The 26,222-nt window shown below is 64.2% G+C and carries 25 protein-coding genes and 1 riboswitch; of the genes, 17 read left to right on the top strand and 8 right to left on the bottom strand.

What is annotated here, in order from left to right; genetic code table 11:
* Positions 1–15: 15 nt before the first annotated feature.
* The 3 genes from OPU69_RS06920 to OPU69_RS06910 all read right to left on the bottom strand — a co-directional run bounded on the left by OPU69_RS06920 (position 16) and on the right by OPU69_RS06910 (position 3,839).
* On the bottom strand, positions 16–498 hold the full coding sequence (locus tag OPU69_RS06920) for a DUF1330 domain-containing protein (protein ID WP_498509987.1): 483 nt from the start codon (positions 496–498) through the stop codon (positions 16–18).
* Positions 499–573: 75 nt separating this feature from the next.
* The gene (gene recQ / locus OPU69_RS06915; protein ID WP_498509985.1) at positions 574–2,343 is read right to left on the bottom strand and encodes a DNA helicase RecQ; all 1,770 of its coding nucleotides are present in this window, start codon (positions 2,341–2,343) and stop codon (positions 574–576) included.
* Positions 2,344–2,393: 50 nt separating this feature from the next.
* The gene (locus OPU69_RS06910) at positions 2,394–3,839 is read right to left on the bottom strand and encodes a sigma-54-dependent transcriptional regulator (RefSeq protein ID WP_082730799.1); all 1,446 of its coding nucleotides are present in this window, start codon (positions 3,837–3,839) and stop codon (positions 2,394–2,396) included.
* A gap of 147 nt (positions 3,840–3,986) precedes the next feature.
* Between OPU69_RS06910 and OPU69_RS06905 the strand changes: the two genes are divergently transcribed.
* The 12 genes from OPU69_RS06905 to gcvPB all read left to right on the top strand — a co-directional run bounded on the left by OPU69_RS06905 (position 3,987) and on the right by gcvPB (position 14,547).
* Positions 3,987–4,118, top strand: a complete 132-nt coding sequence (locus OPU69_RS06905) for an aa3-type cytochrome c oxidase subunit IV (RefSeq protein WP_060979644.1) — start codon at positions 3,987–3,989, stop codon at positions 4,116–4,118.
* An 11-nt stretch (positions 4,119–4,129) separates the two neighbouring features.
* Positions 4,130–5,257, top strand: a complete 1,128-nt coding sequence (locus OPU69_RS06900; RefSeq protein WP_498509983.1) for an NAD(P) transhydrogenase subunit alpha — start codon at positions 4,130–4,132, stop codon at positions 5,255–5,257.
* A gap of 17 nt (positions 5,258–5,274) precedes the next feature.
* On the top strand, positions 5,275–5,574 hold the full coding sequence (locus OPU69_RS06895) for a nucleotidyltransferase family protein (RefSeq protein WP_498509981.1): 300 nt from the start codon (positions 5,275–5,277) through the stop codon (positions 5,572–5,574).
* Positions 5,574–5,918, top strand: coding sequence for a HepT-like ribonuclease domain-containing protein (locus tag OPU69_RS06890; RefSeq protein WP_498509979.1), 345 nt, complete (start codon positions 5,574–5,576; stop codon positions 5,916–5,918). The genes OPU69_RS06895 and OPU69_RS06890 overlap by 1 nt, the downstream gene beginning before the upstream one ends.
* An 8-nt stretch (positions 5,919–5,926) precedes the next feature.
* Positions 5,927–6,211: an NAD(P) transhydrogenase subunit alpha part 2 gene (locus OPU69_RS06885; protein ID WP_023836382.1), complete on the top strand. Its 285-nt coding sequence runs from the start codon at positions 5,927–5,929 to the stop codon at positions 6,209–6,211.
* Positions 6,211–7,737, top strand: a complete 1,527-nt coding sequence (locus OPU69_RS06880; protein ID WP_231725759.1) for an NAD(P)(+) transhydrogenase (Re/Si-specific) subunit beta — start codon at positions 6,211–6,213, stop codon at positions 7,735–7,737. The genes OPU69_RS06885 and OPU69_RS06880 overlap by 1 nt, the downstream gene beginning before the upstream one ends.
* 5 nt (positions 7,738–7,742) lie before the next feature.
* Positions 7,743–8,438, top strand: coding sequence for an aspartate/glutamate racemase family protein (locus tag OPU69_RS06875; protein WP_060979641.1), 696 nt, complete (start codon positions 7,743–7,745; stop codon positions 8,436–8,438).
* A gap of 80 nt (positions 8,439–8,518) precedes the next feature.
* A complete protein-coding gene (locus tag OPU69_RS06870; protein WP_060979640.1) occupies positions 8,519–9,688 on the top strand; it encodes a deoxyguanosinetriphosphate triphosphohydrolase in 1,170 nt (389 codons plus the stop codon).
* A gap of 87 nt (positions 9,689–9,775) precedes the next feature.
* A riboswitch (glycine riboswitch) is annotated at positions 9,776–9,868 on the top strand.
* 173 nt (positions 9,869–10,041) lie between these two features.
* Complete coding sequence (gene gcvT, locus OPU69_RS06865) at positions 10,042–11,175, top strand: glycine cleavage system aminomethyltransferase GcvT (protein ID WP_498509975.1); 1,134 nt, start codon at positions 10,042–10,044, stop codon at positions 11,173–11,175.
* Between the two features lie 28 nt (positions 11,176–11,203).
* Positions 11,204–11,575 carry a glycine cleavage system protein GcvH gene (gene gcvH, locus OPU69_RS06860; RefSeq protein ID WP_066275871.1) on the top strand — a complete coding sequence of 124 codons (372 nt, stop codon included), beginning with the start codon at positions 11,204–11,206 and terminating at the stop codon, positions 11,573–11,575.
* Between the two features lie 36 nt (positions 11,576–11,611).
* Positions 11,612–12,970 (top strand): aminomethyl-transferring glycine dehydrogenase subunit GcvPA, encoded by a 1,359-nt coding sequence (gcvPA, locus tag OPU69_RS06855; protein ID WP_498509973.1) that lies wholly within the window; start codon positions 11,612–11,614, stop codon positions 12,968–12,970.
* Entirely contained in the window at positions 12,967–14,547 is a 1,581-nt protein-coding gene (gene gcvPB / locus OPU69_RS06850; RefSeq protein WP_498509971.1) for an aminomethyl-transferring glycine dehydrogenase subunit GcvPB, read from the top strand. The genes gcvPA and gcvPB overlap by 4 nt, the downstream gene beginning before the upstream one ends.
* A gap of 46 nt (positions 14,548–14,593) precedes the next feature.
* Here the strand turns inward: gcvPB and OPU69_RS06845 are convergent, their stop codons facing one another.
* Positions 14,594–15,091 (bottom strand): methyltransferase family protein, encoded by a 498-nt coding sequence (locus OPU69_RS06845; RefSeq protein WP_060979636.1) that lies wholly within the window; start codon positions 15,089–15,091, stop codon positions 14,594–14,596.
* Between the two features lie 77 nt (positions 15,092–15,168).
* Between OPU69_RS06845 and OPU69_RS06840 the strand changes: the two genes are divergently transcribed.
* Both OPU69_RS06840 and OPU69_RS06835 read left to right on the top strand, forming a co-directional pair.
* Complete coding sequence (locus tag OPU69_RS06840) at positions 15,169–15,810, top strand: DUF938 domain-containing protein (protein ID WP_498510203.1); 642 nt, start codon at positions 15,169–15,171, stop codon at positions 15,808–15,810.
* A gap of 100 nt (positions 15,811–15,910) precedes the next feature.
* On the top strand, positions 15,911–17,494 hold the full coding sequence (locus OPU69_RS06835; protein WP_498509969.1) for a long-chain-fatty-acid--CoA ligase: 1,584 nt from the start codon (positions 15,911–15,913) through the stop codon (positions 17,492–17,494).
* Here OPU69_RS06835 and OPU69_RS06830 read toward each other — a convergent pair.
* Entirely contained in the window at positions 17,473–18,483 is a 1,011-nt protein-coding gene (locus tag OPU69_RS06830) for a DMT family transporter (RefSeq protein WP_353611424.1), read from the bottom strand. The two genes, OPU69_RS06835 and OPU69_RS06830, sit on opposite strands and share 22 nt — an antisense overlap.
* Before the next feature lie 125 nt (positions 18,484–18,608).
* Between OPU69_RS06830 and OPU69_RS06825 the strand changes: the two genes are divergently transcribed.
* Genes OPU69_RS06825 through OPU69_RS06815 form a run of 3 tightly spaced genes read left to right on the top strand, consistent with a single transcriptional unit; the run spans position 18,609 to position 21,590 of the window.
* Positions 18,609–19,754, top strand: coding sequence for an acyl-CoA dehydrogenase family protein (locus tag OPU69_RS06825; protein ID WP_060979715.1), 1,146 nt, complete (start codon positions 18,609–18,611; stop codon positions 19,752–19,754).
* A 10-nt stretch (positions 19,755–19,764) separates the two neighbouring features.
* Positions 19,765–20,820 (top strand): enoyl-CoA hydratase/isomerase family protein, encoded by a 1,056-nt coding sequence (locus OPU69_RS06820; RefSeq protein WP_498509967.1) that lies wholly within the window; start codon positions 19,765–19,767, stop codon positions 20,818–20,820.
* The gene (locus tag OPU69_RS06815) at positions 20,817–21,590 is read left to right on the top strand and encodes an enoyl-CoA hydratase (protein ID WP_060979634.1); all 774 of its coding nucleotides are present in this window, start codon (positions 20,817–20,819) and stop codon (positions 21,588–21,590) included. The genes OPU69_RS06820 and OPU69_RS06815 overlap by 4 nt, the downstream gene beginning before the upstream one ends.
* Positions 21,591–21,620: 30 nt before the next feature.
* Here the strand turns inward: OPU69_RS06815 and OPU69_RS06810 are convergent, their stop codons facing one another.
* The 3 genes from OPU69_RS06810 to OPU69_RS06800 are packed head-to-tail and all read right to left on the bottom strand — an operon-like array spanning position 21,621 to position 25,916.
* A complete protein-coding gene (locus OPU69_RS06810) occupies positions 21,621–23,099 on the bottom strand; it encodes a TolC family protein (protein WP_060979633.1) in 1,479 nt (492 codons plus the stop codon).
* Positions 23,099–24,205, bottom strand: coding sequence for an efflux RND transporter periplasmic adaptor subunit (locus OPU69_RS06805; protein WP_060979632.1), 1,107 nt, complete (start codon positions 24,203–24,205; stop codon positions 23,099–23,101). The genes OPU69_RS06810 and OPU69_RS06805 overlap by 1 nt, the downstream gene beginning before the upstream one ends.
* Complete coding sequence (locus OPU69_RS06800) at positions 24,192–25,916, bottom strand: ATP-binding cassette domain-containing protein (RefSeq protein ID WP_498509964.1); 1,725 nt, start codon at positions 25,914–25,916, stop codon at positions 24,192–24,194. Before OPU69_RS06800 ends, OPU69_RS06805 begins: the two co-directional genes overlap by 14 nt.
* Between the last annotated feature and the right edge of the window lie 306 nt (positions 25,917–26,222).

Raw genomic sequence — 26,222 nt, 5'->3', positions numbered from 1 at the left:
CAAGATGAGCCTATGTCACGCCTTGGTGCCGACCATGCCGATGATCTGCTGCATCCAGGGCATGTTGATGGCCTCGGGCGACAGCACGCTTTCAATATTGAGCTGCCCGTCGAGCCCGGCGCTGCGATGCACCGCAATCTCGCGCCATTCCTCGGACATCGACATGCGCACCATGTCCGCGCGCTTGGGATAGACGCCGATCGCGACCTCATCCCACAATTCTCCGACCTGTCCGAGCGAGAGAAACGTCACGTCCGCCGCGAACATCGCGACACCGCCGAACTTGGGGAGCAGTTGAGATACCGCGCGACCATAGATCATATAGGCCTCGCGCCCGGTCAGATCGGTCTCGCGGCCGTCTTCATATTCCGCCTTGTCCTTGAACTTGAGCAGGTTGATCATGAAGATTGGCCCATCGGGACCCGGCTGCATCAGCCCGGCGAGCGTTTCCGGATTGCCCGGAAAGACTTCGTTCTGGACGGTAAAGGGCTGCGGCATCTTGTGATCCTCTCGGCATAGCTTTTCCGAAAGGCTATATTTTGACACTGGCAATGTCAATAAATGGTGTCTGGCTTACCCATGCTCCCGCAGCACACGCAAAAACGCCTCGCCATAGGCCTCGAGCTTGCGCGTGCCGACCCCCGAGATCCGCGACAACGCGTCCATGCTCTGGGGCATCCGCTCGGTCATCTCGCGCAGTGTGCTGTCGTGGAAGATCACATAAGGCGGCACGCCGACTTCCTGCGCCAGGTCGCGGCGGCAGGCGCGCAGGGCCTCGAACAGCGGATTGCTGACCGGATTGACTGCATCGCCGCCGCGACGCCCGCGTCGCGCGCGTTTGGGCGGAAGCACGAGCGGCAGTTGCACCTCGTCGCGCAGGATCGCGCGCGCCTCGGGGCCGAGCATCAGCCCGCCATGCTCGTTGGTCGCCAGCGCATCGCGCACCTGCAAGGCCCGGGCGACGGGCTTGAGCAGCAGCGCTTCCTCGCCATTGACGATACCGAAGACGGACAGTCGATCGTGCCCGCGCTGCTGCACCTTGTCGGTCGATTGTCCGCGCAGCACCGCCTCGACATGTCCCAGGCCAAAGCTTTGCCCCGTGCGGTACACGGCGGAGAGCAGTTTGCGCGCGGTCTGCGTCGCATCGACGCTTTCGGGCGGGCTCAGGCAGTTGTCGCAATTGCCGCAGGTCTCGGGCGGGCTCTCGCCGAAATGGCGCAGCAGCACCGCGCGGCGGCATCCTCCGGTCTCGACCAGCGCCCCCAGCGCCGCGATGCGCGCGCGCTCGCCCGCCTGGCGCTCCGCCTCGATCTCGCCGATCCGCATCCGGGCGCGGATGAAATCCTCGGCGCCCCAGAACAGATGCGCATCTGCCGGCTCGCCATCGCGGCCGGCGCGGCCCGATTCCTGATAATAGCCTTCGATCGACTTGGGGAGGCCCGCATGCACGACAAAGCGAACATCGGGCTTATCGATGCCCATGCCGAAGGCGACGGTCGCGACCATCACCATGTCCTCGCTGGCGATGAAGGCATCCTGGTTGGCGCGGCGTTCCTCGGGTGGCATGCCGGCATGATAGGCGCGCACCTGCCTGCGGCCATCGCGTCCCAGCTGCTCGGCGAGCTTTTCTGTCCCCGCGCGGGTCTGTGCATAGACAATGCCGGGCCCCGGATTAGCGGCGACCAGATCGCCGATCTGCCGGGTGAGGCCATCGCGCGGGTGCACGGCATAGCGGATATTGGGCCGGTCGAACCCGGCGATCACCATGCCATCGGGCGCGATGCCGAGCTGCTTGAGGATGTCCTCGCGCGTGTGCGCATCGGCGGTGGCAGTCAGCGCGAGCCGCGGACAATCGGGAAAGCTGTCGAGCAGCGGCCGCAGCAGCCGGTAATCGGGGCGGAAATCGTGCCCCCATTCGGACACGCAATGCGCCTCGTCGATCGCGAACAGCGCGATCGGCGCGCGCGCCAGGAGGCTGCGAAAACCTTCGGAACTGGCCCGCTCGGGCGCGACATAAAGCAGGTCGAGTTCGCCCGCGCGGAAGCGGTCCTGCGTTTCCTGCCAGTCTGAATCGACCGAGGTGAGGCTGGCGGCACGAATGCCCAGCGCCTGCGCGGCGCGCAGCTGATCGTGCATCAGGGCGATGAGCGGAGAGATGACGACGCAGCAGCCATCGAGCGCGACGGCAGGAAGCTGGTAGCAGAGCGACTTGCCCGCACCGGTCGGCATGATCGCAAGCGTGTTCTGCCGCGCCAGCACGCGCGTAACGACCTGTTCCTGCACCCCGCGAAAGGCGGAAAAGCCGAAGGTCTCGTGCAGGACGTCGAGCGGATCGCGGGTCATCCGCCCGCTCTTATGAGCGCCGGGCAGCGCAGGGAAGGGGAAAAGCGCGGTTATGCGGCGTTGTCGATGCCGAGCTCGGTCAGCTTGCGGTAGAGCGTCGAGCGGCCGATGCCCAGACGGCGCGCGACCTCGGTCATGCGTCCGCGGTAATGGCCGATAGCAAGCCTGATCACGTCCGCCTCGATCTCCTCGAGCGGGCGCAGATTGCCATCCTCGGCATAAAGCGTGATGCCGATGCCATCGTGCGGAGTGGTGGTCCGGCGCGGCTCCTCTTCGCCGAGCATGTTGGTGAGCTGCGGAAATTCCGCTGTGGTCAGAGCATCGCCATCGCAGAAGATCGCGGCGCGGAAGAGTGCATTCTGCAGCTGGCGGACATTGCCCGGCCAGTCATAGCTCGACAGCAGCGACAGCGCTTCGTCGGTAATGCCTAGGCCACGCAATCCCGGCTGCTCGGCGATACGCGCGAGGAAATGGCGGACGAGTGCAGGAATGTCGCTCGATCGGTCGCGCAGTGCCGGAATGGTGATCTGCACCGGTGCAATCGCGAAATACAGGTCCTCGCGGAACGAACCCTCTTCGACCATCGGCTTGAGCGGCGTGTTGCTGGCGCAGATGAAGCGCACATCGCAGCGGAAGCTGTGCCGGGCGCCCAGCGGGCGGACTTCGCCCGAACGGATCGCATCGGCAAGCTTGGCCTGCGATTCGAGCGGAAGCTGATCGACCTCGTCGATGAACAGCGTGCCGCCCTCGACCCGCTGGATGATGCCGACATGCCGGTCGAACGCGCCGGGAAAGGCGCCGCGCTCATGCCCGAACAGCTGCGATTCGATCTGACCTGACGATGCGCCCGCACAGGTGACAAGCCGCAGCGCGAGCTTGGAGCGCGGGCTGGAGGCATGGATCGCGCGCGCGATCATTTCCTTGCCGGTGCCGCTTTCGCCCTCGATCAGCACCGGCGTGTGCGTCCGCGCCGATTTTGCGGCTATGGCGAGCGCGGCACGGAAGCGCGGCGAGGAGCCGATCATCTCGTCGAAGTCGAGCGGAGCCGCGATCTTCTCGGTGAGGGGGCGCAATTCGTCGGCATCGTCCTTGCGCGCGGCAGCGTTGAGCGCGGCGACGAGCCGATCGGGCGCGATCGGTTTGATCAGATAATCGGTGGCGCCCGCACGCATCGCCTCGACCGCAAGCAGCGGCGAGGTGCTGGTGGTCAGCATCAGGATCGGCAGCGCCGGACGGCGCGATTTCAGTTCCTTGATGAGTTCGGCAGCTTCGTCGCCTGGCACCCATTGGTCGAGAATGATCGCATCGAGCATCATCCCCTCCTGCGTGCCGAGCATCGCGATCGCGGTCTCCGAATCGTGCGCGAATACCGTGCGCCAGCCGGCCTTGGCCGCAAGCGCTGCGACCAGGCGGCATTGCGCCGGCTCGTTATCGATCAGCATTACCCGGCGGATCTGCTGGTCTGCGTCTGTGCGTTCCTTGGCCATCACCGTCATCCTTAACGGCATGTGGTAAAAACCCCATTAAAGCTAAGCTTGTGCCAACCCTAGCGATTTGAAGCTTGCGGGATTGAGCGACACCCGGCATTCGGTTAAGGCGAACCGATATCAACTTCGGCACCAATAACGGGGAAGGCTCTGACCATGGCCAACGACACGTCCAACAATTTCGAATATGCCAAGCAAACCTATGAAGGCTTCATGGGCCTGCTGAAGACCGGCACGATCGTGGCGGCACTCGTGACGGCGTTCGTCGTCGTTCTCATCGCCAGCTGACCGGCGGCGGCATGAAGATCGCGGTCCTCAAGGAGCAGGCATCGGGCGAACGGCGCGTTTCGGCGAGCCCTGAAACCGTCAAGAAGTTCATCGGATTGGGAGCGACCGTGGCGGTGGAAACCGGTGCGGGCGAGTTCGCCTCGATCTCCGACGCGGATTTCGCTGCCGCCGGAGCCAGCGTGGGGTCGCGCGCCGATGTGCTCGGCGATGCCGATATCATCTTCGGCGTCCAGGGACCCGATCCGGCCAGCCTTGCAGGGGCCAAGCCCGGCGCGATGATCGCCGCCTCGCTCAATCCCTTCGGCGAGCGTGCGCGCATCGATGCCTATGCCGCCGCAGGCTTCCAGGCCCTCGCGCTCGAATTTATGCCGCGTATCACCCGCGCGCAGTCGATGGACATCCTGTCCTCCCAGTCGAACCTGGCGGGTTACAAGGCAGTGATCGACGGCGCGGCCGAGTACGGCAAGGCCTTCCCGATGATGATGACCGCAGCGGGCACCGTGTCCGCCGCCAAGGTGTTCATCATGGGCGTCGGCGTGGCCGGGCTGCAGGCGATCGCCACGGCCCGCCGCCTGGGCGCGCAGGTCTCGGCGACCGACGTGCGTTCTGCCACCAAGGAACAGATCCAGTCGCTCGGCGCCAAGCCGATCTTCGTCGAGAATGTCGCGGGGATCGAGGGCGAAGGCGCGGGTGGCTATGCGACCGAAATGTCCGACGAATACAAGGCGGCGCAGGCCGAGCTGGTCTCGTCGCACATCGCCAAGCAGGACATCGTGATCACCACCGCGCTGATCCCGGGGCGGCCCGCGCCGCGCCTGATCTCCGACGCGCAGATCGCCAGCATGAAGCCCGGCAGCGTCATCGTCGATCTGGCGGTGGAGCAAGGTGGCAATGTCGAAGGTGCGGTCGCGGGCGAGATCGTCGTAAAGCACGGCGTCAAGATTGTCGGCCACCGCAACGTGCCCTCGCGCCTCGCCACCGATGCCTCGGCGCTGTTCGCGCGCAACCTGTTCAACTTCTTCTCGGCCTTCTGGGACAAGGAAGCCAAGGCTCCGGTCTTCCCCGATGACGACGAAATCGTCCAGGGCGTCCGCGTGACCATGGGCGGCAAGGTCGTCAGCGAGAGGCTGTTGAGGTGACATCTGCTCGCGCCGCCTTGCCTGACCTGCCGATCCTCGCCGACCTCAAGGCGCTCGAAGGTCGGTTGCGAAAGGAGGGGGTGTGCAGCCTTTATCTCTTCGGTTCGCAGGCCACGGGTGATGCTTCGACCGGTTCCGATATCGATCTTCTGTTCGATATCGCGCCCGATGCGCGGTTTAGCCTGTTCGATCAGGCGCGGATCAGCCGCGAGCTTGGCGAAACGTTGAAAGCCAAGGTCGATTTCATTCCTCGCCGGGCTTTGCACCCTTTGCTCAAGTCGCGGGTCGAGGCTCAGCAAGTTCGGATTTTTGGTTGATGGCGGCAGACCGCGATGCGCTGTATCTCAGCATCATCGCAGAAGCCTTGGACGACATACGCCGCCGCATGGAGGATTGTGATTTCGGCAGTTTCCTCGCTGATCGTGACGAGCAGGCGCTGACGGCGTTCAGGCTTTCGATTATCGGGGAAAATGCCGACAAGCTGTCGAATGAGTTGAAATCCCGGCATCCGCATTTGCCATGGCTCGATATGATTGGGTTTCGCAACATCGTTGCCCATGAATATCACAGGGTCGATCCCGCGATGGCGTGGCAGGCGGTTCAATCGCTGGACGAGATAGAAGCGATGGTCAGCGAAGAAATGGCCAGACCAGACGAATAGGGGAATATATGGACTTTATATCAATCCTTTCCATCTTCGTGATGGCCTGTTTCGTGGGCTATTATGTCGTCTGGTCGGTGACGCCCGCGTTGCATACGCCGCTGATGGCGGTGACCAACGCGATCTCGTCGGTGATCATCGTCGGCGCGCTGGTCGCCAGTGCCGAGGCGGTGTCGCCGGTGGCGAAATATCTGGGTCTGCTCGCGGTGGTCTTTGCTGCCGTGAACATCTTCGGCGGCTTTGCCGTCACCGAGCGCATGCTTGCGATGTACAAGAAGAAGGAGCGCAAGTGATGGCTCTGGGGGCAGCAATGAACATCAACCGATCGCTCACCTTCGCCGCCGCTGCCTGCAGCGCGCTCACCTCGGTTCCCGCTTTCGCTTCGGGCGGTGATGCCGCTCCGGTGAGCCCCTGGGTGTCGCTGGCTTATCTGGTCGCGGGCGTGTTCTTCATCCTGGCGCTGCGCGGTCTTTCCAGCCCGGAAACCAGCCGCAGCGGCAACCGCTTCGGCATGATCGGCATGGCCATCGCGGTCATCACGACGCTGCTGACGCACCAGATCGCGAACATCGTCGAGATCCTGATCGCGATTGCGATCGGCGGCGTCGCAGGCTTCGTCATCGCACGCAAGATCAAGATGACCGACATGCCGCAGCTGGTTGCGGCCTTCCACTCGCTGGTCGGCCTCGCCGCGGTGCTCGTCGCACTCGCCGCGTGGCTCAATCCCGAAGCGTTCGGCATTCTCGATGCCAATGGCCAGATCCTGACCGTCAGCCGCATCGAGATGGGGCTGGGCGTCGCGATCGGTGCGATCACCTTCTCGGGATCGGTCATCGCGTTCCTCAAGTTGAACGGCAACATGTCGGGCTCGCCGATCATGCTGCCGGGTCGCCACGTCATCAATCTGGGCGTGCTCGCCGCAATCCTCGGCATGATCGCCGTCTATACCGTGTCGCCCGATGGCGGCGCGGGCGAGGGCTGGCTGTTCCTCGCAATCACGGTGCTCTCGTTCATCATCGGCTTCCTGCTGATCATCCCGATCGGCGGCGCGGACATGCCGGTCGTCGTCTCGATGCTCAACAGCTATTCGGGCTGGGCAGCCGCAGCGATGGGCTTCACGCTGTCGAACACCGCGATGATCATCACCGGCGCGCTGGTCGGCTCTTCGGGTGCCATCCTTTCGTACATCATGTGCAAGGCGATGAACCGCAGCTTCATCTCGGTGATCGCGGGCGGCTTCGGGGCCGAGGCGAGCAGCGGCGGTGACGGCGCGGCCAAGGTCGATCGCCCGTGGAAGCGCGGCAGCGCCGAGGACGCGGCTTATATGATGAAGCAGGCGGAAAGCGTGATCATCGTCCCCGGATACGGCATGGCAGTGGCACAAGCGCAGCACGCGCTGCGCGAAATGGCCGACCTGCTCAAGAAGGAAGGCGTCAGCGTCAAATACGCCATTCACCCGGTCGCAGGCCGCATGCCCGGACACATGAACGTGCTGCTTGCCGAGGCCAATGTGCCCTATGACGAGGTGTTCGAGCTCGAGGACATCAACAGCGAATTCTCGCAGACCGATGTCGCCTTTATCATCGGCGCGAACGACGTGGTCAATCCGGCGGCCAAGACCGACAAGTCCTCGCCGATCTACGGCATGCCCGTGTTCGATGTCGACAAGGCCAAGACCGTGTTCTTCATCAAGCGCTCGATGGGCGGCGTGGGCTATGCGGGCGTCGACAATGACGTGTTCTACATGGACCAGACGATGATGCTGCTCGCCGATGCGAAGAAGATGGTCGAGGATATCGTCAAGAATCTGGGGCACTGATCCGCATGCGGAAGATCGGCCTGATCGGCGGCATGAGCTGGGTTTCGACCGAAACCTATTACCGGCTGATCAACAAGGGGGTGCAGAAGCGCGCCGGGTCGCTGTGCAGCGGCCCGATCGTGATCGAAAGCCTCAACTTCTGCGACCTCGCGCAGATCCGTACGCCCGAGGGCTGGGACCATGCGACCGAAAAGCTAACGATCGCGGCGCGCTCGCTCGAAGCGGCGGGCGCGACCGCGATCCTGATCTGCGCCAATTCGATGCACAAGGTCTATGACCGGGTGCAGGGCGCGGTTTCGGTTCCGATCATCCATATCGCCGATTGCGTGGGCGAGAAGATGCAGGCCGATGGCATCAAGCGCGCCGCGATCATCGGCACGCGCAACGTGATGCTGGAGAGCTTCTATCGTCAGCGTCTGGTCAAGCACGGCATCGGCTTGCTCGCGCCAGAAATGGAGCGCGTCGAGGAGATCGACCGGATCATCTACGAGGAACTCATGGAGGGCCGCGTCGTCCGCGAATCCGAGCGCACGATGAAGACCTTCCTCACCAACATCGCCAAGGAAGACGTGCAGGCGGTGGTGCTGGGCTGCACAGAACTCGAGATGATCGTCGATACCAAGGCGAACGTGCTGCCGATCTATGACGGCACCGAGATCCACGCCCAGGCGGCGGTCGACTGGATCATGGGCGAGGCTTGATCTTTTAACCCATGTGGGCGAAGGCGCTGGCGTTTTCCGGCGAGGCTGGAGAGCACCACGCATTCAACGGTAGAACAGCCATGCACCCCCGCGCGCCCTATGCCTGTGATCCCTCACGCTCGCGCGGGCGGCAATATGCCGAAGAGGGCGAGCCCACGCGCGGACCGCGCAGCGCCTTCCAGCGCGACCGCGACCGCATCATCCATTCGATCAGCTTCCGCCGCCTGCGACACAAGACTCAGGTGTTCGTCGCCCCCGATGGCGATCATTACCGCGTCCGCCTGACCCACAGCCTCGAAGTTGCGCAGATCGGACGGACGATCGCGCGGGCGCTTGGGCTCGACGAGGACCTGACCGAGGCGCTGTGCCTGGCGCACGATATCGGCCACCCCCCGTTCGGCCATGCCGGCGAGGATGCGCTCGAGGCAGCGATGGCGGGGCAGGGCGGGTTCGACCATAACGCCCATACGCTGCGCGCGCTGCACGTGCTCGAATCGCCCTATCCGCGCTGGCAGGGCCTCAACCTCAGCTGGGAGGTGCTCGAGGGCCTGGCCAAGCATAACGGGCCGGTCGATGAGTCACCTTGGGCGCTGGCAGAGATCGACGCCGGTTTCGACCTCGACCTCAAGCGCTATTCGTCGCTCGAAGCGCAGGTCGCGGCCGTGTCCGACGATATCGCCTATGACAATCACGACATCGACGATGGACTGCGCGCCGGTTTCCTCTCGTTCGACGATCTGCTCAGCCTGCCATCAGCGCTGCGGCAATGGGATGCGATCCGCGCGAAATTCTCTGATGTGCCCGAAACGCGGCTGCAGTCCGAATTCGTTCGCGACCAGATCGGGTTGATGGTGAATGACGTCATTGCCTCGACGCGGGCCAGGATAGCGGGGCTCGGCATCGGCAGCATCGAGGATGTCCGGGCCGCAGGGCAGGTGATCGCCGGTTTTTCCGATGCCATGGCGGAGCAGGAACGCGAGTTGAAGCGATTCATGTATGCACGGGTCTATCATCATCCGCGCCAGCTCGAAGCGGCCGAGCTCGCGCGACAGGTCATTGCGGCGCTCTTTGCCGCCTATCGGGACGACCCCGCGTTGCTGCCCGACGACTGGCGCCAACGGTTGCCCGAAGCCGAGCCGGACAAGAGCCGCCATATCGCCGATTTCCTCGCCGGCATGACCGATCGCTTCGCGCTGTCGCAGCACCGCCAGATCTTCGGCCATGCGCCCGAAGGGCTCAGCCACGTTTGAACAGGATTTTGTGCGTCGCAGCGCAATTTGATTGACAGTCCGAAGGCCTTTGCGCATTCCGGCTTTGTCGATGCGGCGCAAGCCTCATGAAACGGCACGGGAGAGCGCGGTGGGTCACCACCGCCACCGAAGGAGCAACCGCCCCGGAATCTCTCAGGTCATCGGGACCGTGTCGTTGATCGGCGCTCTGGAAAGCGGGCAGCTGTGCAAGGCTGCCCCACCGAAGGGGTAAATGGGCGGCGCTGGTCGCAACCCATGAAAGCTCTCAGGTTCAAGTGACAGAGGGGGTTGGATGCTCGCAGGGCCGGAAAGGCCGTGCAACGCGTTCCAATTCAATCTGCCGGAGTGCCCAGATGACCGATAATATTGCCGATATGATGGAACGTGTGGCCGACAGGCTGCTGCCGCTCGATGCATGGCATCGGGCGCGCGGCGCCCGCATGGTTCCGTTCGCGGGCTATCAGATGCCCGTTCAGTATGAAGGCGTGATGGCCGAACATCTCTGGACCCGCGAGAATGCCGGACTGTTCGATGTCAGCCATATGGGCCAGGTCCTGCTCACCGGCGATGCGCCTGATGTCGCGCTGGAGGCGGTAGTGCCGGGCGAAATCCAGAAGCTCGGCGTCAACCGCATGCGCTATTCGGTGCTGCTCAACGAAGAGGGCGGCATTCTCGACGATCTGATGGTCACGCGGCGCGAGCGCGACCTCTATCTTGTCGTCAACGGCGCGTGCAAATATGACGATCTGGCGCATATGCGCGAGACCTTTCCCGACGAGGTGGTGATTACCCTGCTCGACGAGCGTGCGCTGTTCGCGCTCCAGGGTCCCAGGGCAGGCGAAGCGCTGGCCAGCCTGATCCCCGATGTCGCATCGCTCTATTTCATGCAGGCAGGCGCGTTCACGCTCGATGGAATGTCGCTATGGATCAGCCGTTCGGGCTATACCGGCGAGGACGGCTTCGAGATCAGCGTCGATTGCGATCATGCCGCCGCGCTCGCCGACCGCCTGTGCGCGCTCGATCTGGTCAAGCCGATCGGCCTGGGCGCGCGCGATTCGCTGCGGCTCGAGGCGGGGCTGCCGCTCTACGGCCATGACCTCGACGAGAGTGTCAGCCCGGTCGAAGGCGATCTGGCGTTCGCGATCAGCAAGCGCCGCCGCGCCGAGGGCGGCTTTGCCGGTGCCGAGCGCATTCTCGAAGAGCTCGAGGAAGGCACCGACCGCAAGCGCGTCGGCCTTGCCATCGAAGGTCGCCAGCCGGTGCGCGAAGGCGCGGAGCTGTTTGCCGGCGACCGCATGGTGGGCAAGGTAACCTCGGGCGGTTTCGCACCGACGCTCGGCGCGCCGATCGCGATGGCGCTGGTCAAGTCCGCCTTTGCGCCGCTGGGCACGGCGCTGGAAGCCGAAGTGCGCGGCAAGCGTATCCCGGTGACGGTCGCAGCCATGCCGTTCGTGCCGCACCGCTATCACCGGCCCAAGACCGCCTGAACATCTAACGACCCGATGGAGTGACACCATGAGCCGCTATTTTACCGAAGAACATGAATGGGTTGAAGTCGAAGGCAAGATCGCCACGGTCGGCATCACCGAATATGCGCAGCAGCAGCTGGGCGATGTGGTGTTCGTCGACGTGCCCGCCGAAGGCAAGCAGTTCGACAAGGGCGACGAAGCCGCCGTCGTCGAGTCGGTCAAGGCCGCAAGCGATGTCTACAGCCCGATCTCCGGCACTATCGTCGAGGGCAATGAGGTGCTCGCCGATGAACCGGGCCTGGTCAATTCGGACCCCGAAGGCGATGGCTGGTTCTTCAAGCTGGAACTGAGCGACGAAGCCGAACTTGACGCATTGATGGATGAGGCAGCGTACAAGAAGTTCGTCGCAGACCTCTGATTTTTTATCGTTTCTGACCCAAGGACATTAGCCGCAATGCGCTATCTCCCGCTCAACAACCAGGATCGCAGCGCGATGCTCGCCACGATCGGCGCAGCCTCGATTGACGACCTGTTCATCGATATCCCCGAAGAGGCCCGGCTGACCGGTCCAATCCACGGCCTGCCGATGCACGCGCCCGAAATGGCGGTCGAACGGCACATGAAGGCGCTGGCCAGCCAGAATCTGGTCGCGGGCGACGTGCCGTTCTTCATGGGCGCGGGCGCCTATCGGCACCATGTCCCTGCTTCGGTCGATCATCTGATCCAGCGCGGCGAGTTCCTGACGGCGTACACGCCCTATCAGCCGGAAATCGCGCAGGGCACGCTGCAGATGCTGTTCGAATTCCAGACCCAGGTCGCCCGGCTGCTCGGCTGCGATGTCGCGAACGCATCGATGTACGATGGCTCGACCGCGTGCTGGGAAGCGATCGGCATGGCGCGGCGCATCACCAAGCGCGCCACCGCCTTGCTGTCCTCGGGCCTGCACCCGCATTATGTCGGCGTTGCCAAGACCATGGCGCGCTTCACTGGCGATGCGCTGGTGCATCAGGTACCGAGCCTGAAGCCCGAGACCGACATTGCCGACCTGATCGGTCAGATCGACAAGAATACCAGCTGCGTCGTGGTGCAATATCCCGACATTCTCGGCCGCGTCGAGGATTTGTCGGCGCTCGCGCAAGCGACTCAGGCCGCCGGCGCGCTGCTGATCGCGGTCGTCACCGAGCCGGTGGCGCTGGGCGCGCTGCGCAGCCCCGGCGAGATGGGCGCGGATATCGTCGTGGGTGAAGGCCAGTCGCTCGGCGTCGGCCTGCAGTTCGGTGGGCCTTATGTGGGCCTGTTCGGCTGCAAGCAGAAATATGTGCGCCAGATGCCGGGCCGTCTGTGCGGCGAGACCGTCGATGCCGAGGGCAAGCGCGGCTTCGTGCTGACATTGTCGACCCGCGAACAGCATATCCGCCGCGAAAAGGCGACGAGCAACATCTGCACCAATAGCGGACTGTGCGCGCTGGCCTTCAGCATTCACATGACGCTGCTCGGCGAAAAGGGCCTGCGCGGTCTCGCAGAGGTCAACCATGCGATGGCGGTGAGCGCTGCCGAACGGCTGGAGAAGGTTCCGGGCGTCAAGCTACTCAACGCGAGCTTTTTCAACGAGTTCACACTGGTTCTTCCCAAGGATGCTCGGACGATCGTGCGTGCGCTGGCGGATCGCAGGATCCTGGGCGGCGTCTCGCTGGGCCGCCTGTATCCGGAAGAAGCTGACCTTGCCAACGGACTGGTCGTTGCCGTCACCGAGACCGCGACGCTCGAAGACATCGAAGCCTTTGCCACGAACCTTGAGGAGCTGCTGGCATGAGCATGAACAATCAGGGACGCCCCACCCGACCTGCCGAGGATAGCGCCGCATCCTCGGCGCAGGCGACCAGCACCGGCAACCGCGCACTGATGCTCGAGGAAGCGCTGATCTTCGAGATCGGCGATTCGAACCGCACCGGCGTCGATCTGCCTGAAGCCCCGAAGGCCGCCTCGCGGCTCGGCGGGCTGGAGCGCAAGGCCGCCATCGGTCTGCCAGGCCTTTCGGAGCAGGAGACGGTGCGCCATTACACGCGCCTCAGCCGTCAGAACTATGCCATAGACCTCGGCCTGTTCCCGCTGGGATCGTGCACGATGAAGCACAACCCGCGCCTCAACGAGAAGATGGCGCGGCTTCCGGGTTTTGCCGATATCCACCCGCTGCAGCCGATCCACACGGTGCAGGGCGCGCTGGCGGTCATCGACGAGCTGGGCGAATGGCTGGTCAAGCTGACCGGCATGGCCTGCGTCGCGATGTCGCCCAAGGCGGGCGCGCATGGTGAGCTGTGCGGCATCCTCGCGATCCGTTCGGCGCTCGAAGCACGTGGTGACAAGCGTTCGGTCATCCTGGTCCCCGAGAGCGCGCACGGCACCAACCCGGCGACCGCGGCGTTCGTCGGCTATCAGGTCGAGGACATTCCCGCCAAGCCCGACGGCCGTGTCGATGTCGATGCGCTCAAGGCCCGGCTCGGCCCCGATGTCGCGGGCGTGATGATCACCAACCCCAATACCTGCGGCCTGTTCGAGCGCGATCTCAAGATCATCTCGGATGCGGTGCATGAGGCGGGCGGCTTCGTCTATTGCGATGGCGCGAACTTCAACGCGGTGGTCGGCAAGGTGCGTCCGGGCGATCTGGGCGTCGACGCGATGCATATCAACCTGCACAAGACCTTCTCCACCCCGCATGGCGGCGGCGGCCCCGGTTCGGGTCCGGTGGTGTTCTCCGAGGCGCTCGCCCCGTTTGCGCCGCTTCCGTTCGTGGAGCGCACCGAGGACGGCAAGCTCGCGCTGATAGAGGAAGAGAGCATGGAGGACCACCACGCCTCCAGCTTCGGCCGCATGGTCGCCTTTCACGGCCAGATGGGCATGTTCAGCCGCGCACTGACCTACATCCTCAGCCATGGTGCCGACGGCCTGCTCCAGGTCGCCGAGGATGCGGTGCTCAACGCCAATTACGTGCTGCGTTCGCTCGAGGACGTGCTCGACGCGCCGTTCGCGGCGGCAGGGCCGTGCATGCACGAGGCCTTGTTCTCGGACAACGGTCTCGCTGAGGGCTTCTCGACGCTCGACATCGCCAAGGGTCTGATCGACGAGGGCTTCCACCCGATGACGGTCTATTTCCCGCTGGTGGTGCACGGCGCGATGCTGGTCGAACCGACCGAGACCGAGAGCAAGGCTGCGCTCGATCAGTTCATCGGCGCGTTCCGGTCGGTAGCCCTGCGCGCCAAGCAGGGCGATCCGTCGCTGCACTGCGCGCCGCACTTCGCGCCGCGTCGCCGCCTCGACGAGACCCAGGCTGCACGCAAACCGGTACTGGTCTGGACCGAGCCGGTGGTCGAACAGGCCGAAGCTGCAGAGTGATCCCTTCGGACTGCCCGCCCGGTTCTGCACCGGGCGGGCTTTTTCGTCAGATCCAGCGGCGCACGCGCGCGCAATAGTCCTCGAACGCCTTGCCAAATTTGCGGCGCAAGTAACTCTCTTCCTTGGCAATCACGGCCCGGTCGATGGCGATGAAGGCGAACGGCACAAAGGCCAGCACGCCCATGCTCGCCTCCCACAGCGCATAGCCCAGCTGTATCATCAGCATGCCCAGATACATCGGGTTGCGGCTGTGCCGATAGGGTCCGCGCGCGATGATGGCCTGGCTCGGTGTCCAGGGCTGGGGATCCTCGCCATAGGCGCTGAACATGCCCAATGAGACGATGATCAGCCCTATCCCTGCCATCATCAGTGCAAAGCCCGGCCATTCCAACGCGCGGCCCATCGGTATGGGCGGCAGGCTCATGACGTCGTCGAGCAAAAGGCCGAGCATCAGGAAACCAAGGAACACCAGCGGCGGCGGAAAACCCACCGATGGCGCAATGCTGGGGTCGATGCGCGGCAATTGGGGTGGTTCGTCGTCCATATTGCCCAAACTGGAGCCTCACCGTGGCCGACGCAAGCCAAACGATTGCCGATAGCCGCGCTTCGCGCCATGATGCCATGATGACCGAACCCAGGCCCTGGTTGATCGACGAGGCGGGCAGCGAAGCCCGCCGCCATGCCCCCGCGACGCTGCGCAACCGCGATGTCATCGCGCAGGTGCTGCGCAAGATCCTTCCCGAAAGCGGCGTGGTGCTCGAGATTGCCAGCGGCAGCGGAGAGCATGTCGTGCATTTCGCAGCGGCCTTTCCACATCTGCAATGGCAGCCGAGCGATTGCGAGCAGTCCGCGCTCCGCTCGATCGCTGCCTGGACGGCAGAAAGCGGCGTTGCCAATGTCCTTCCTCCCGTGTCGATCGATGTCGAGCAGGAAGCCTGGCCCGCCCGATGTGCCGATGCGATCCTGTGCATCAACATGGTGCATATCAGCCCGTGGAGCGCGACGCTGGCGCTCTTGCGCCACGCCGCCGCGCTGCTGCCCGCCGGTGCGCCGCTCTATCTCTACGGACCGTTCGTGCGTCATGACGTCATGACGGCAGAAAGTAATGTCGCCTTCGACGCGTCGCTCAAAGCGCGCAATTCGGCCTGGGGGTTGCGTGATGTTGCCGATATCGACGGTGCTGCCGCTGCATGCGGCTTCGTGCGCGTCGAGCTGATCGAGATGCCCGCAAACAACCTGTCGCTCGTCTATCGGCGCGCCTGACGCAAATCTATTGTCAAGCGCCAGCCTTTCTGCCTAGCCTGTGCGAGCGAGGGCAGGGCCGCAAAGGTCCGCCCCCCTGCCGAACCTGTGGGAGAGAGAGATGCTGGCTACCGCCATCAATGCGCGTACCGACTTGGGTTCCACCATCCGCTACTGGGCCGAAGAGCGACCCGACGCCATCGCCATGGATGATGGCATCACCCGTATCAGCTATCGCGAGCTCGACCAAATGGCAGATCGCTATGCCCGCGCTTTTGTCGCTTCGGGCCTGACGCCGGGCAACCGCATCGCCTGGCTGGGCAAGAATGCGAGCCTCTATTTCACGCTTCTGATCGCTGCGAGCCGCGCCGGTCTCGCGATGGTGCCGGTGGGCTGGCGGCTCGCGGTGCCCGAAGTGCGCTATATCCTGTCCGATACCGGGGCGGCGCTGCTGGTCTGCCAGCCCTTTTCCGCCGAGACCGCCAAGGCGGCAGCCGAGGGGCTGGACAGCCTGAAGACGCTGCTGATCGATGTCGAGAGCGACGCCTCGGGCCTGCAATCGCTCGACGCCTGGGCGAACGCGCAGGGCGATGCTGCCTTGCCGCAGGTCGATCCCGAGCGCGGGGTGCTGCAGCTCTACACCTCGGGCACGACCGGGCATCCCAAGGGCGCAGTGCTTTGCAACCGCAACATGTTTGCGCTACGACCGATCATCGAGGCATCGGATGTAGACTGGTACAAGGTGAGTGCCGAGGATTCGATGCTGGTCATCATGCCCGTCGCACATATTGCCGGATCGGGTGTCGGCACGATCGCCTTCTACAATGGCTGCCGCGCGGTCATCCGCGCCGAATTCTCGCCCGATGCGGTGCTCGATTGCGTGAGCGACGGCGTCACGCACATGTTCCTGGTGCCGACCGCGCTGCAGATGGTGGTCAACCATCCGCGCGCCGCGACGACCGACTGGGCGCGGCTCAAGCTCGTCATGTACGGTGCCGCGCCGATCCCGCTCGAATTGCTCCGCCAGTGCATGCACGTGATGGGCGCGGAATTCTGCCAGCAATATGGCATGACCGAAACCACTGGCACTTTCTGCGCGCTGCCCCCGGAAGACCATGACCCCAATGGCAACCAGCGGATGCGTTCCGCTGGCAAGGCGCTTCCCGGGGTCGAGATCCGGATCATCGATGCGGCAGGCAACCCGGTGCCCAACGGCACGATCGGCGAGATCGCCACGCGCTCACCGCTCAACATGACCGGCTATTGGCGCAACGACGCCAAGACCCGCGAGACGGTGGATGGCGATGGCTGGCTGCGCACGGGAGATGCGGCCTATATGGACGATGACGGCTATGTCTATATCCAGGACCGGGTGAAGGACATGATCATCTCGGGCGGCGAGAACGTGTATCCCGCCGAGGTCGAGAACGCGATCTTCGGGCATCCCGATGTGCTCGAGGTCGCGGTGATCGGCATTCCCGACGAGAAGTGGGGTGAGGCGGTCAAGGCCGTGGTCGTGCCGAAGCCGGGGCACGAGGTCGATCCGGCATCGGTCATCGCCTGGGCCCGCGAGCGGATCGCACCGTTCAAGGCTCCCAAGAGCGTGGATGTCATTCCGGAAATGCCGCGCAATGCCACGGGCAAGATCCTGCGGCGCGAATTGCGCGCGCCATATTGGGAGGGTCAGGAGCGCGCGGTCGCCTGATCGCGCAGCTTCGCCAGCCGGTTCTCGCGCAGCGCGATGTACATGCCGGAGCCGATGATGAGCGGTGCCCCGATCCAGGTCGCGGGCACCGGCCATTTGTCCCAGATGAGATAGCCGAACAGCGCCGCCCAGATGAGGCTGGAATAGTCCATCGGCAGCACCACCGATACCGGTGCGAGGCGCAGCGACCAGGTGATGCCCAGCTGTGCAAAGGCCCCGAACAGCCCCATCAGCGCGATGATGCCCCAGGTGTGCGCGTCGTGCATCTGGCCGACGAACAGCATGGCAATGCCCAGTGGCACCATGGAGCTCAGCGAGAACCAGAACATCGTCGTGATCGGATTCTCGGTCTCTCCGAGCTTGCGGATGATGATGCTGACAAAGGCCGTCACCGCCACGCCGGCCAAGGACACGATCGCACCGAGCATCGGAATGTGCCCGTCGCCAGGCTGCACCACGATCAGCACGCCCGCGAGCCCGGCTGCAATCGCACTCCAGCGGTGTACTCCGACTGCTTCTTTCAGCAGCACGATCGAAAGCAAGGTGGCGACAATTGGCACCATGAAGCCGATGGCGGTCGCTTCGGCAATCGGCAGCAGCGCGAAGGACAGAAAGTTCAGCGACATCGCAACCATGCCGATAACCATCCGGCTGACATGCGCCCAGGGACGATCCGTACGCAGCGCAGCGAGCCCGGGCCCCGCCAGCGCAATCGGGATCAGCACGATGATTCCGGCCAGCTGGCGATAGAACACGCTCTCCAGCACATGCACCCCGCGGTCGGAGGCGAGCTTGACGCAGGCGAACATCGCGGTGATCGAAATGGCGGCGAACAACCGGATGACGATGGCAGAAAGCGCCTGGTTCCGGTGCTCACCAGGGGCAGGAGTCGGTTCGGGCAGGTCCATCGCAGCCCTGCTAACAGCAGCAAGCGCGCGCGTCATCCCGGCAATGCGCAGTTTCGCCGCATTATCGCGACCAAGCGCCAAGTTTCCTGCATTTTCGCATCACCTTGGCCCAAAAGGACAGGGGCCTGCACTCTGGCCAAAGCCACCCGGTTGGATTAATCGCCAGATCAAAAGCGGCATTCCCCGCAACAGGCCACAGGATGACCATGACCGACCAGTTCGAGCTCACCGAAGACCAGCTTGCCATCCAGGAAGCGGCACGCAAGTTCACCGCCGACCGTATCACGCCCTTTGCCGCCGAATGGGACGAGAAGCATATCTTCCCGCGCGACACCATCAAGGAGGCGGCGGATCTTGGTTTCGCTGCGATCTATGTCAGCGAGGAAAGCGGCGGTATCGGCCTGGGGCGGCTCGAGGCAGCATTGATCATGGAGGCGATGGCCTATGGCTGCCCCTCGACCAGTGCGTTCATCTCGATCCACAACATGGCCGCCTGGATGATCGACAGCTTCGGTTCGGACGAGCTCAAGGCGCGCTATCTGCCCGACCTCGTCACGATGGATAAGATCGCCAGCTATTGCCTGACCGAGCCGGGGTCGGGATCGGACGCCGCCGCGCTCAAGACCAAGGCGGTGCGCGATGGCGACCATTATGTGCTCAACGGCTCCAAGCAGTTCATCAGCGGCGCGGGCGCGAACGACGTCTATGTCACCATGGTCCGCACCGGCGAGGATGGTCCCAAGGGGATCAGTTGCCTGGTGATCGACAAGGACACGCCCGGTGTCAGCTTCGGCGCGAACGAGAAGAAGCTGGGATGGCACAGCCAGCCCACCGCGCAGGTGATCTTCGAGGATGCGCGCATTCCCGTGGCCAACCGGGTCGGAGCCGAAGGCGATGGCTTTCGTTTCGCGATGATGGGTCTGGACGGCGGCCGCCTGAACATCGGTGCGTGCTCGCTGGGCGGGGCGCAGCGCTGCCTCGACGAGGCAATCGCCTATACCAATGATCGCAAGCAGTTCGGCAAGCGGATCAACGATTTCCAGAACACCCAGTTCATGCTCGCCGACATGGCGACCGATCTCGAGGCGGCGCGCGCGCTGCTCTATCTCGCCGCCGCCAAGGTGACCGCCAACGCCCCCGACAAGACCAAGTTCGCCGCGATGGCCAAGCGTCTGAGCACCGACAGCGGTTCGAAGATTGTCAACGATGCTTTGCAACTCTTTGGTGGATATGGCTATTTGCAGGACTATCCGATCGAGCGCTTCTGGCGTGATCTGCGCGTGCACTCGATCCTCGAAGGCACCAACCAGGTGATGCGGATGATCGTCGCGCGCGAGATGCTGCGCCAGTAAGGGAACTGCCATGACCAGCGATATTCTCACCCGTATCGAGGGACGCACCGGCGTCATCAGCCTCAACCGCCCTGGTGCCATCCACGCGCTGACCACACCGATGTGCCAGGCGATGACCGAAGCGCTTGTCGGCTGGATGACCGATCCGGCGATCGATGCGGTGATGATCGATCATGCCGAAGGGCGCGGCTTCTGCGCGGGCGGAGACATCCGCATGCTCGCGACCAGCGGCGCGGCCGATGGCGCAGAGGCGCGCGCGTTCTTCTTCGTCGAATATCGCCTCAACCACCTGCTGTTCGTCTATCCCAACCCGGTGATCGCCTTCATGGACGGCATCACCATGGGCGGCGGCGTCGGCCTTGCCATGCCCTCGCGCTATCGCATCGCGACCGAGAACACGCGCTTTGCGATGCCGGAGACGGGGATAGGCCTGTTCCCCGATGTGGGCGGCGGCTGGTTCCTCTCGCGCCTGCCGGGCCGGGTGGGACAATTTCTCGCGCTCACCGGAGCGCGGCTCGATGGCGCCGAATGCCATGCGCTGGGTCTGGCGACACATTATCTGCCTGCCGAAAAGCTCGCCGAAGCGAAACAGCGCATCGCCGCCGCGCCGCAGGATGTGGACGCCATTCTTTCCGATCTGTCGGTCGCCCCACCCGAGGCGCGCATCCTGGGCAATCGCGAGCAGATCGACCAGCTGTTTGCCTCGGATCGCTACGAGGACATTCTCGCCGCGCTCGAAGCCGATGGATCGGACTGGAGTGCGAAGGAACTGAAGACGCTCTCGACCAAGTCGCCCCAGACCTGCAAGGTGGCGTTGCGTCAGCTCAAGGAAGGCGCGCAAATGGCTGACTTTGCTGCTGAAATGCGCCAGGAATATGCGATCGGCGCGCGCGTGGTGCAGATGCACGACTTCATCGAGGGCGTGCGCGCGCTGATCATCGAGAAGGACAATGCGCCGCGCTGGAACCCCGACACCGCCGAAGGTGTCACCGACGCGCTGCTCGACACCATCTTTGCGCCGCTGCCTGAGGATCAGGCCTGGACCCCCCTGGAGATTGCCCGATGACCTACGAAACGCTTCTCGTCGAACAGCGCGGTGCCGTCACGCTGATCACGCTCAACCGTCCGCAGGCGCTCAATGCGCTGAACAGCCAGGTGCTCGCCGATCTGATCGCGGCGCTGGGCGCGTTCGATGCCGATCCGTCGCAGGGCTGCGCAGTCCTTACCGGCAGCGAAAAGGCCTTTGCCGCCGGTGCCGACATCAAGGAGATGTCGACCCAGAGCTTTGCCGACATGTACGGCAGCAACTTCTTTGCCGGCTATGACCGCGTGACGGCAACCCGCAAGCCGGTGATCGCGGCGGTCGCCGGCTATGCGCTGGGCGGCGGCTGCGAACTTGCCATGATGTGCGATTTCATCATCGCCGCCGATAACGCCAAGTTCGGCCAGCCCGAGATCAAGCTCGCCGTGACCCCCGGCATGGGCGGATCGCAGCGCATGGCGCGCGCCATCGGCAAGGCCAAGACCATGGACATGTGCCTGACCGGGCGGATGATGGACGCCACCGAGGCCGAACAATCGGGTCTCGTCGCGCGCGTCGTGCCGCTGGCCGATCTGGTCGACGAAGCGGTCAGGGCGGCTCAGACGATTGCCGGCATGGCACCGCTCGCGACGCTGGCGGTCAAGGAAATGGTCAATGCCGCGTTCGAGACGACGCTGCAGCAGGGCGTGGTGTTCGAACGCCGCCTGTTCCACGGCCTGTTCGGCAGCGAGGACCAGAAGGAAGGCATGGCGGCGTTCGTCGAGAAGCGCCCTGGCAAATGGACGGGGCGCTGACCGCGCGTCTGACCGCGGCCTTGGCTCCGGTCAGGGCTGCAGCGCGCCGGTAAGGTCTTCGCCCAGCTGCAGCGCATCGAGATCGGCCGCAACAGCGACCAGATCGGCGCGGGCCTGGGCGAGGCGGAACTCGGCATCGAGTCTGCGGATCGCCGCGTTGGCCGCCGCATCCTCGCGCAGGTTGACGAGGAAGAAGTCGCTTGCGCCGGCCTGGAACAGGCGCCGCTCGCCGGCGGCGAGCTTTTCCGCCTGCACCTCTTCGTCGCGCGCGAGCACTGCGAGCCGCTCGGCTGCTGTCAGGTTGGTCGAAAGCTGCGCGATCTCGGCCAGAATCTGTTCCTCGCTCTGCCGCCGCTTCCATTCGAGCGCATTGATATAGGCCTCGGCCGCCGCGACATTGCCCTTGGCGGCGCGGTTCTGCAGCGGCATCGAGAAGGTGAACCCGATTACCGCCTCGAACGGATCGCGGGAGCGCCCGCCCAGTCCCTGCTCGCCGAAATCCTTGCCCGCCTCGGCAAACAGACGCAGTGAGGGCAGCAGCTTGTTCTGTTCGAGTTCGAGCTTCGCCTCGCCCTGCGCGAGGCGCTGCTCGATCAGTTGGATATCCGGGCGCCGCGCCAGCACCGCTGCGGGATCGGTGTCGCGCAATTGGCGGACCATCGGCAGCGATGTCGGCAGATCTGCGGGCGTCGCCACACGCGGCCGCCCATCATCATCGCGCCAGAACAGCGAGAGCCGCTGGGCCGCATTGGCCAGATCGCGCTCGGCGGCGACGAGAAGCGACTGACGGCGCAGCAAATTCTGTTCGTTTTCAGTCAACAGGATGGCAGCCCGCGCGCCCAGTTGCACCTGGCGGCGGATACCGTCCTGCCGGTCCTGCGCCAGGCCGACCAGCGAGCGATAGACGCGGACCTGCTGGCCTGCCGCGACCCATTGGCCATAGGCCTGGATCGCCCGCTGCTGCACGCCGATCGCGATGATCAGCGCGTCGAGCCCGGCAATGTCGCGCTCGATCAGCGCGTTGCGCTGGCCGAAGCGGCGATCGTCGATATAGCGGTCGCGCAGCAGCGCGAAAACGCCGCGCACCTTGAGCTCGCCCAGCCGGTCGGTGAAGCTGTAGTCCTCATAGACCGGAAAGTCGCCGCGCGAGACGCGGTAGCTCGCTTCCAGCTGGCCACCATTGTTGGTGAGCGGCTGGATCGCCTTTCCCTGCACATAGGTGCCATCGTAAAAGCCCGCGATGCGCGAAAAGCCTTCGCCGCTGAACAGCAGGTCGAATGCGCCTTCGCTCGCCAGCACCCGTCCATCCGCCGCGCGCGTATTGGCCAGCGCCTCGAGAATGCTCGGCGCAAAGCGGCGTGACGACGCCAGCACCTCGGACAGCTGCAATCCGCGCGACGACGGCACCTGATCGGGCGCGCTGACCGGGGCAGGGAGCGGCTGCGCTCCGACCGGAACAGCGAGCAAGGCCGAAACGGCCAGCCCGGTCAGCATCCATGCCTTGCGCATCACTTCTTCCCCGAAGAGCTGCTCGAGGAGCCCGACGACGAGGACGACGAGGACGATGCCTTGCCTCCGGTCTGCGTCATGCCGGTGCTGCCCTGCTCGGTGAGCGCCGGGTTCTGCAGCGGGAAGTCATTGAGCTGGCGCCACAGTTCGAAGCCGACCGAGACCTGCTCCATCGCCACCCAGCCGCGCACATTGGCGCCCAGGCGGACATAGGGTTCACCCGGCCAGCGGGCCTTGCCCGGAGCTTCGCGAACAAGCACGCGGAACAGCCCGTTCTGCGAGGCGGCGAGGTCGACCTGTTGTACCTCACCATCGAACAGGCCGCGCGCGACCGAGGGCCAGCCGGAAAACTGGATCGCGGGCCAGCCTTCGAACTCGAGCCGCACCTGCTGGCCCTTGCGAATCAGCGGCGCATCACGGCCGTCGACATAGATTTCGACCACACGCTTGGCTTCGGTCGGCGCAAAGGTTGCCAGGACATCGCCCTGCGAGACCATGGTTGCCTTGTCCCCGCCGCTGATCCGCTGGATCACTCCGTTGCGCGGGGCGCGGACGAGCTGGAGCGACTGGCGCGCGAGATTGATGTCGATCTGGGTGATGGCGGCGCGCGCTTCGGCGAGCTTGGCCTCCATTTCTGCAACCTTGATGCGCGCCAGTTCATTCTCGCGCCGCGATGCCAGGCCCTCGGAAAACAGGGTGCCGGTTCGGCCGACATCGTTGCGTGCGGTGCTGAGCGCAGAGGCGGCCGCGGCGGCCTTGGCTTCGGCCAGGCTGCGCTCGACACGCAGGCGCTCAAGCAGCATCGGATCGTTGTCGGAAATCTGGACGATCGGATCGCCTTCGCGCACGACGGCGCCATCCTCGACATACCAGCGCTCGATGCGGCCGGAGACCAGCGCCGTCACGTTCTGCACCCGGTCCTGCGGGTTGAGCGCGATCACCTGGCCCGCGCCATAGGCGGTCTGGATCCAGGGCACGTAGATCATGAACACGATCGCGGCGGCGAGGGAGAGCACCACCATCAGCGCGATGGCGCGCAGGGGGCGGGGGGTTCGCTGGGCCGCAAGCGTGCGGAAGCGAACCAGGGCGCGATCACGCGTTGCCATGGGCTGCCTCCTCTGCCTTGCGATCGACGATGCTTAGGAACTCTGCGGGGTCATCGATGATCCTCTGCCCATCATCACCCAACCAGAGATAGCGGCAACCTTCGGTGCCCGAGGGGCGATAAGTGAACTGGATGACGGTGGATCCTTCGGCGCGCATGGCGGCGCGGACATCGGCAAGAATGGCGGGGTCGATCATGTCGAAAAGCCCGGTGAGGATCAGCAGGCGCGGACATTTGAGCATCGCGCCGGCCAGCTTCAGGCGAAGCGCCTCGGCATAGGACAATGGCCAGCCGCTGGTCGACAGCTGCGTGTCCAGACCGTCGGGCAAGCGCATCACCCGATCCTCGAGCCGCACGAGCGCAAGCGCCTTGAGCACATCGCCCGACGTCGTTTCGGGGCCAGCAAGGCGCAGGTAATCGCGAATGCTGGCCTGGACGATCGTCGGACGGTCGAGCACGATGATCTCGCTGCGCAACCGGAACATGTCGACCATCGCAATGTCCTGCCCGCCCAGAGTGACCACGCCGGTTTCCGGGGTCAGATAGCGCTTCATCGCGTGCGTGAACAGCCGCTGGATGCCATGATTCTGCGCCTGCGCGATCAGCTGCGTGCCCGCAGGGATCGAGATGTCGAGCGTAATGCCGGGCGCGGTTGCGCTATGGGTCACCCGACGCAGAACCAGATCGCTGCCGCTGATCGCATCCTGGCCTTCGCGAATCTCTTCCTCCTGCTCGATCTGATAGATCAGTCCGATTTCCTCGGCCGCAGCGATCAGATCGTAGGTGGTATCGAGATAGGCACCCATCTGGCCGAGACCGAAAAACGCGGCAGACAAGATGAGCTCGGCGGCCACAAGCTGGCCGATCGACAGTTCGCCCTGGATAACCAGCCAGCCACCCAGCGCGAGCAGGCCAGAGCTTGCCAGCGCGTAAAGCAGCAGAAAGGCCACGGTTTGCGACATGGTGTAGCGGAAGTGCTTGGCCTTGGCCGCGACATAAGTGGCGGTGACGGCTTCGGAACCATCGAGCGCGTAATCGACGTGACGGCCCGACTTGTAGAAGCCGTTCGATGCGCCGACATTCTCGAGCCAGCGCGCAGCATCATATTTGGCATGGCTGAGCGCGATGCCCGATCGGATCGCGCCGCGCGTCCAGACCAGCAGAATCAGCACGGCGAGCCCGATGACGATCAGGTTGAAGGCCAGGAAGAACGGGTGATAGAAAGCGGTGACGGCAAAGCCGACCGCCGATTGCAGGATGATCGTGAAGCCGCCGATCAGCAGGCTCGGAACCGCCTTCTGCACGGTGTTGACGTCGAAATAGCGGTTGAACAGGTCCTGTCGCTTGCTGTCCTCGAAAAACGGGTTGCGGGCATGGATCGAACGGATGGTGATCTCCGCAACCTGGCGCGAATAGAAACGCCGGGCAAAGAGTTCCATCGTGTGGATGCGCAGCGCAGACAGCAGCACCGCGATCAGCAGCAGTCCGAGCAGCGTGCCTGCCAGGGTCACCAGCGGGGTCACCAGCGCGGTATTCGCGACCGAATTGATCAGCATCTGCACCGAAATCGGTGTTGCCAGCGACAGCACGGAAATCGCGACACCATAGACCAGCGCCAGCGCAAGAAAGCTGCGTTCGCCCTTCAACAGGCCAAACATCCAGCGAATAGCCTCGCGCGCGCCCATGATATGGTGTTCGGAAGATGATGCCATTTTTGCCTGCCCGTTGTTCCAAGGTCGCCAGCGCACGAAATAGGCGACCTCGCCGATAAGCCCATTCGAAAGCGGTTTATCGGAGCAATTGGTTTTTTCTATCGGGAAGCTTCCCCCCGAACGCAGTTTTCCATGATATAGACTAACCTGCCGCTGGTCGAACGGTTATCCGGGCCGATTGATCCATGTTATGGCGGATATTGTCATGGCTGAAGGCCGGGCCATGCACAAGCGTGACCCACCACCGGTTTGCGATCGTCTACAACGTGCCAAGAGCCGACCGATTGCGCCCGAACCCGCGCCGCG

The sequence above is a fragment of the Blastomonas sp. 34TW genome, from assembly GCF_059803595.1.
The sequence above is the reverse complement of the archived record's forward strand: the minus strand, read 5'-3'. Positions and strand labels throughout refer to the sequence as shown.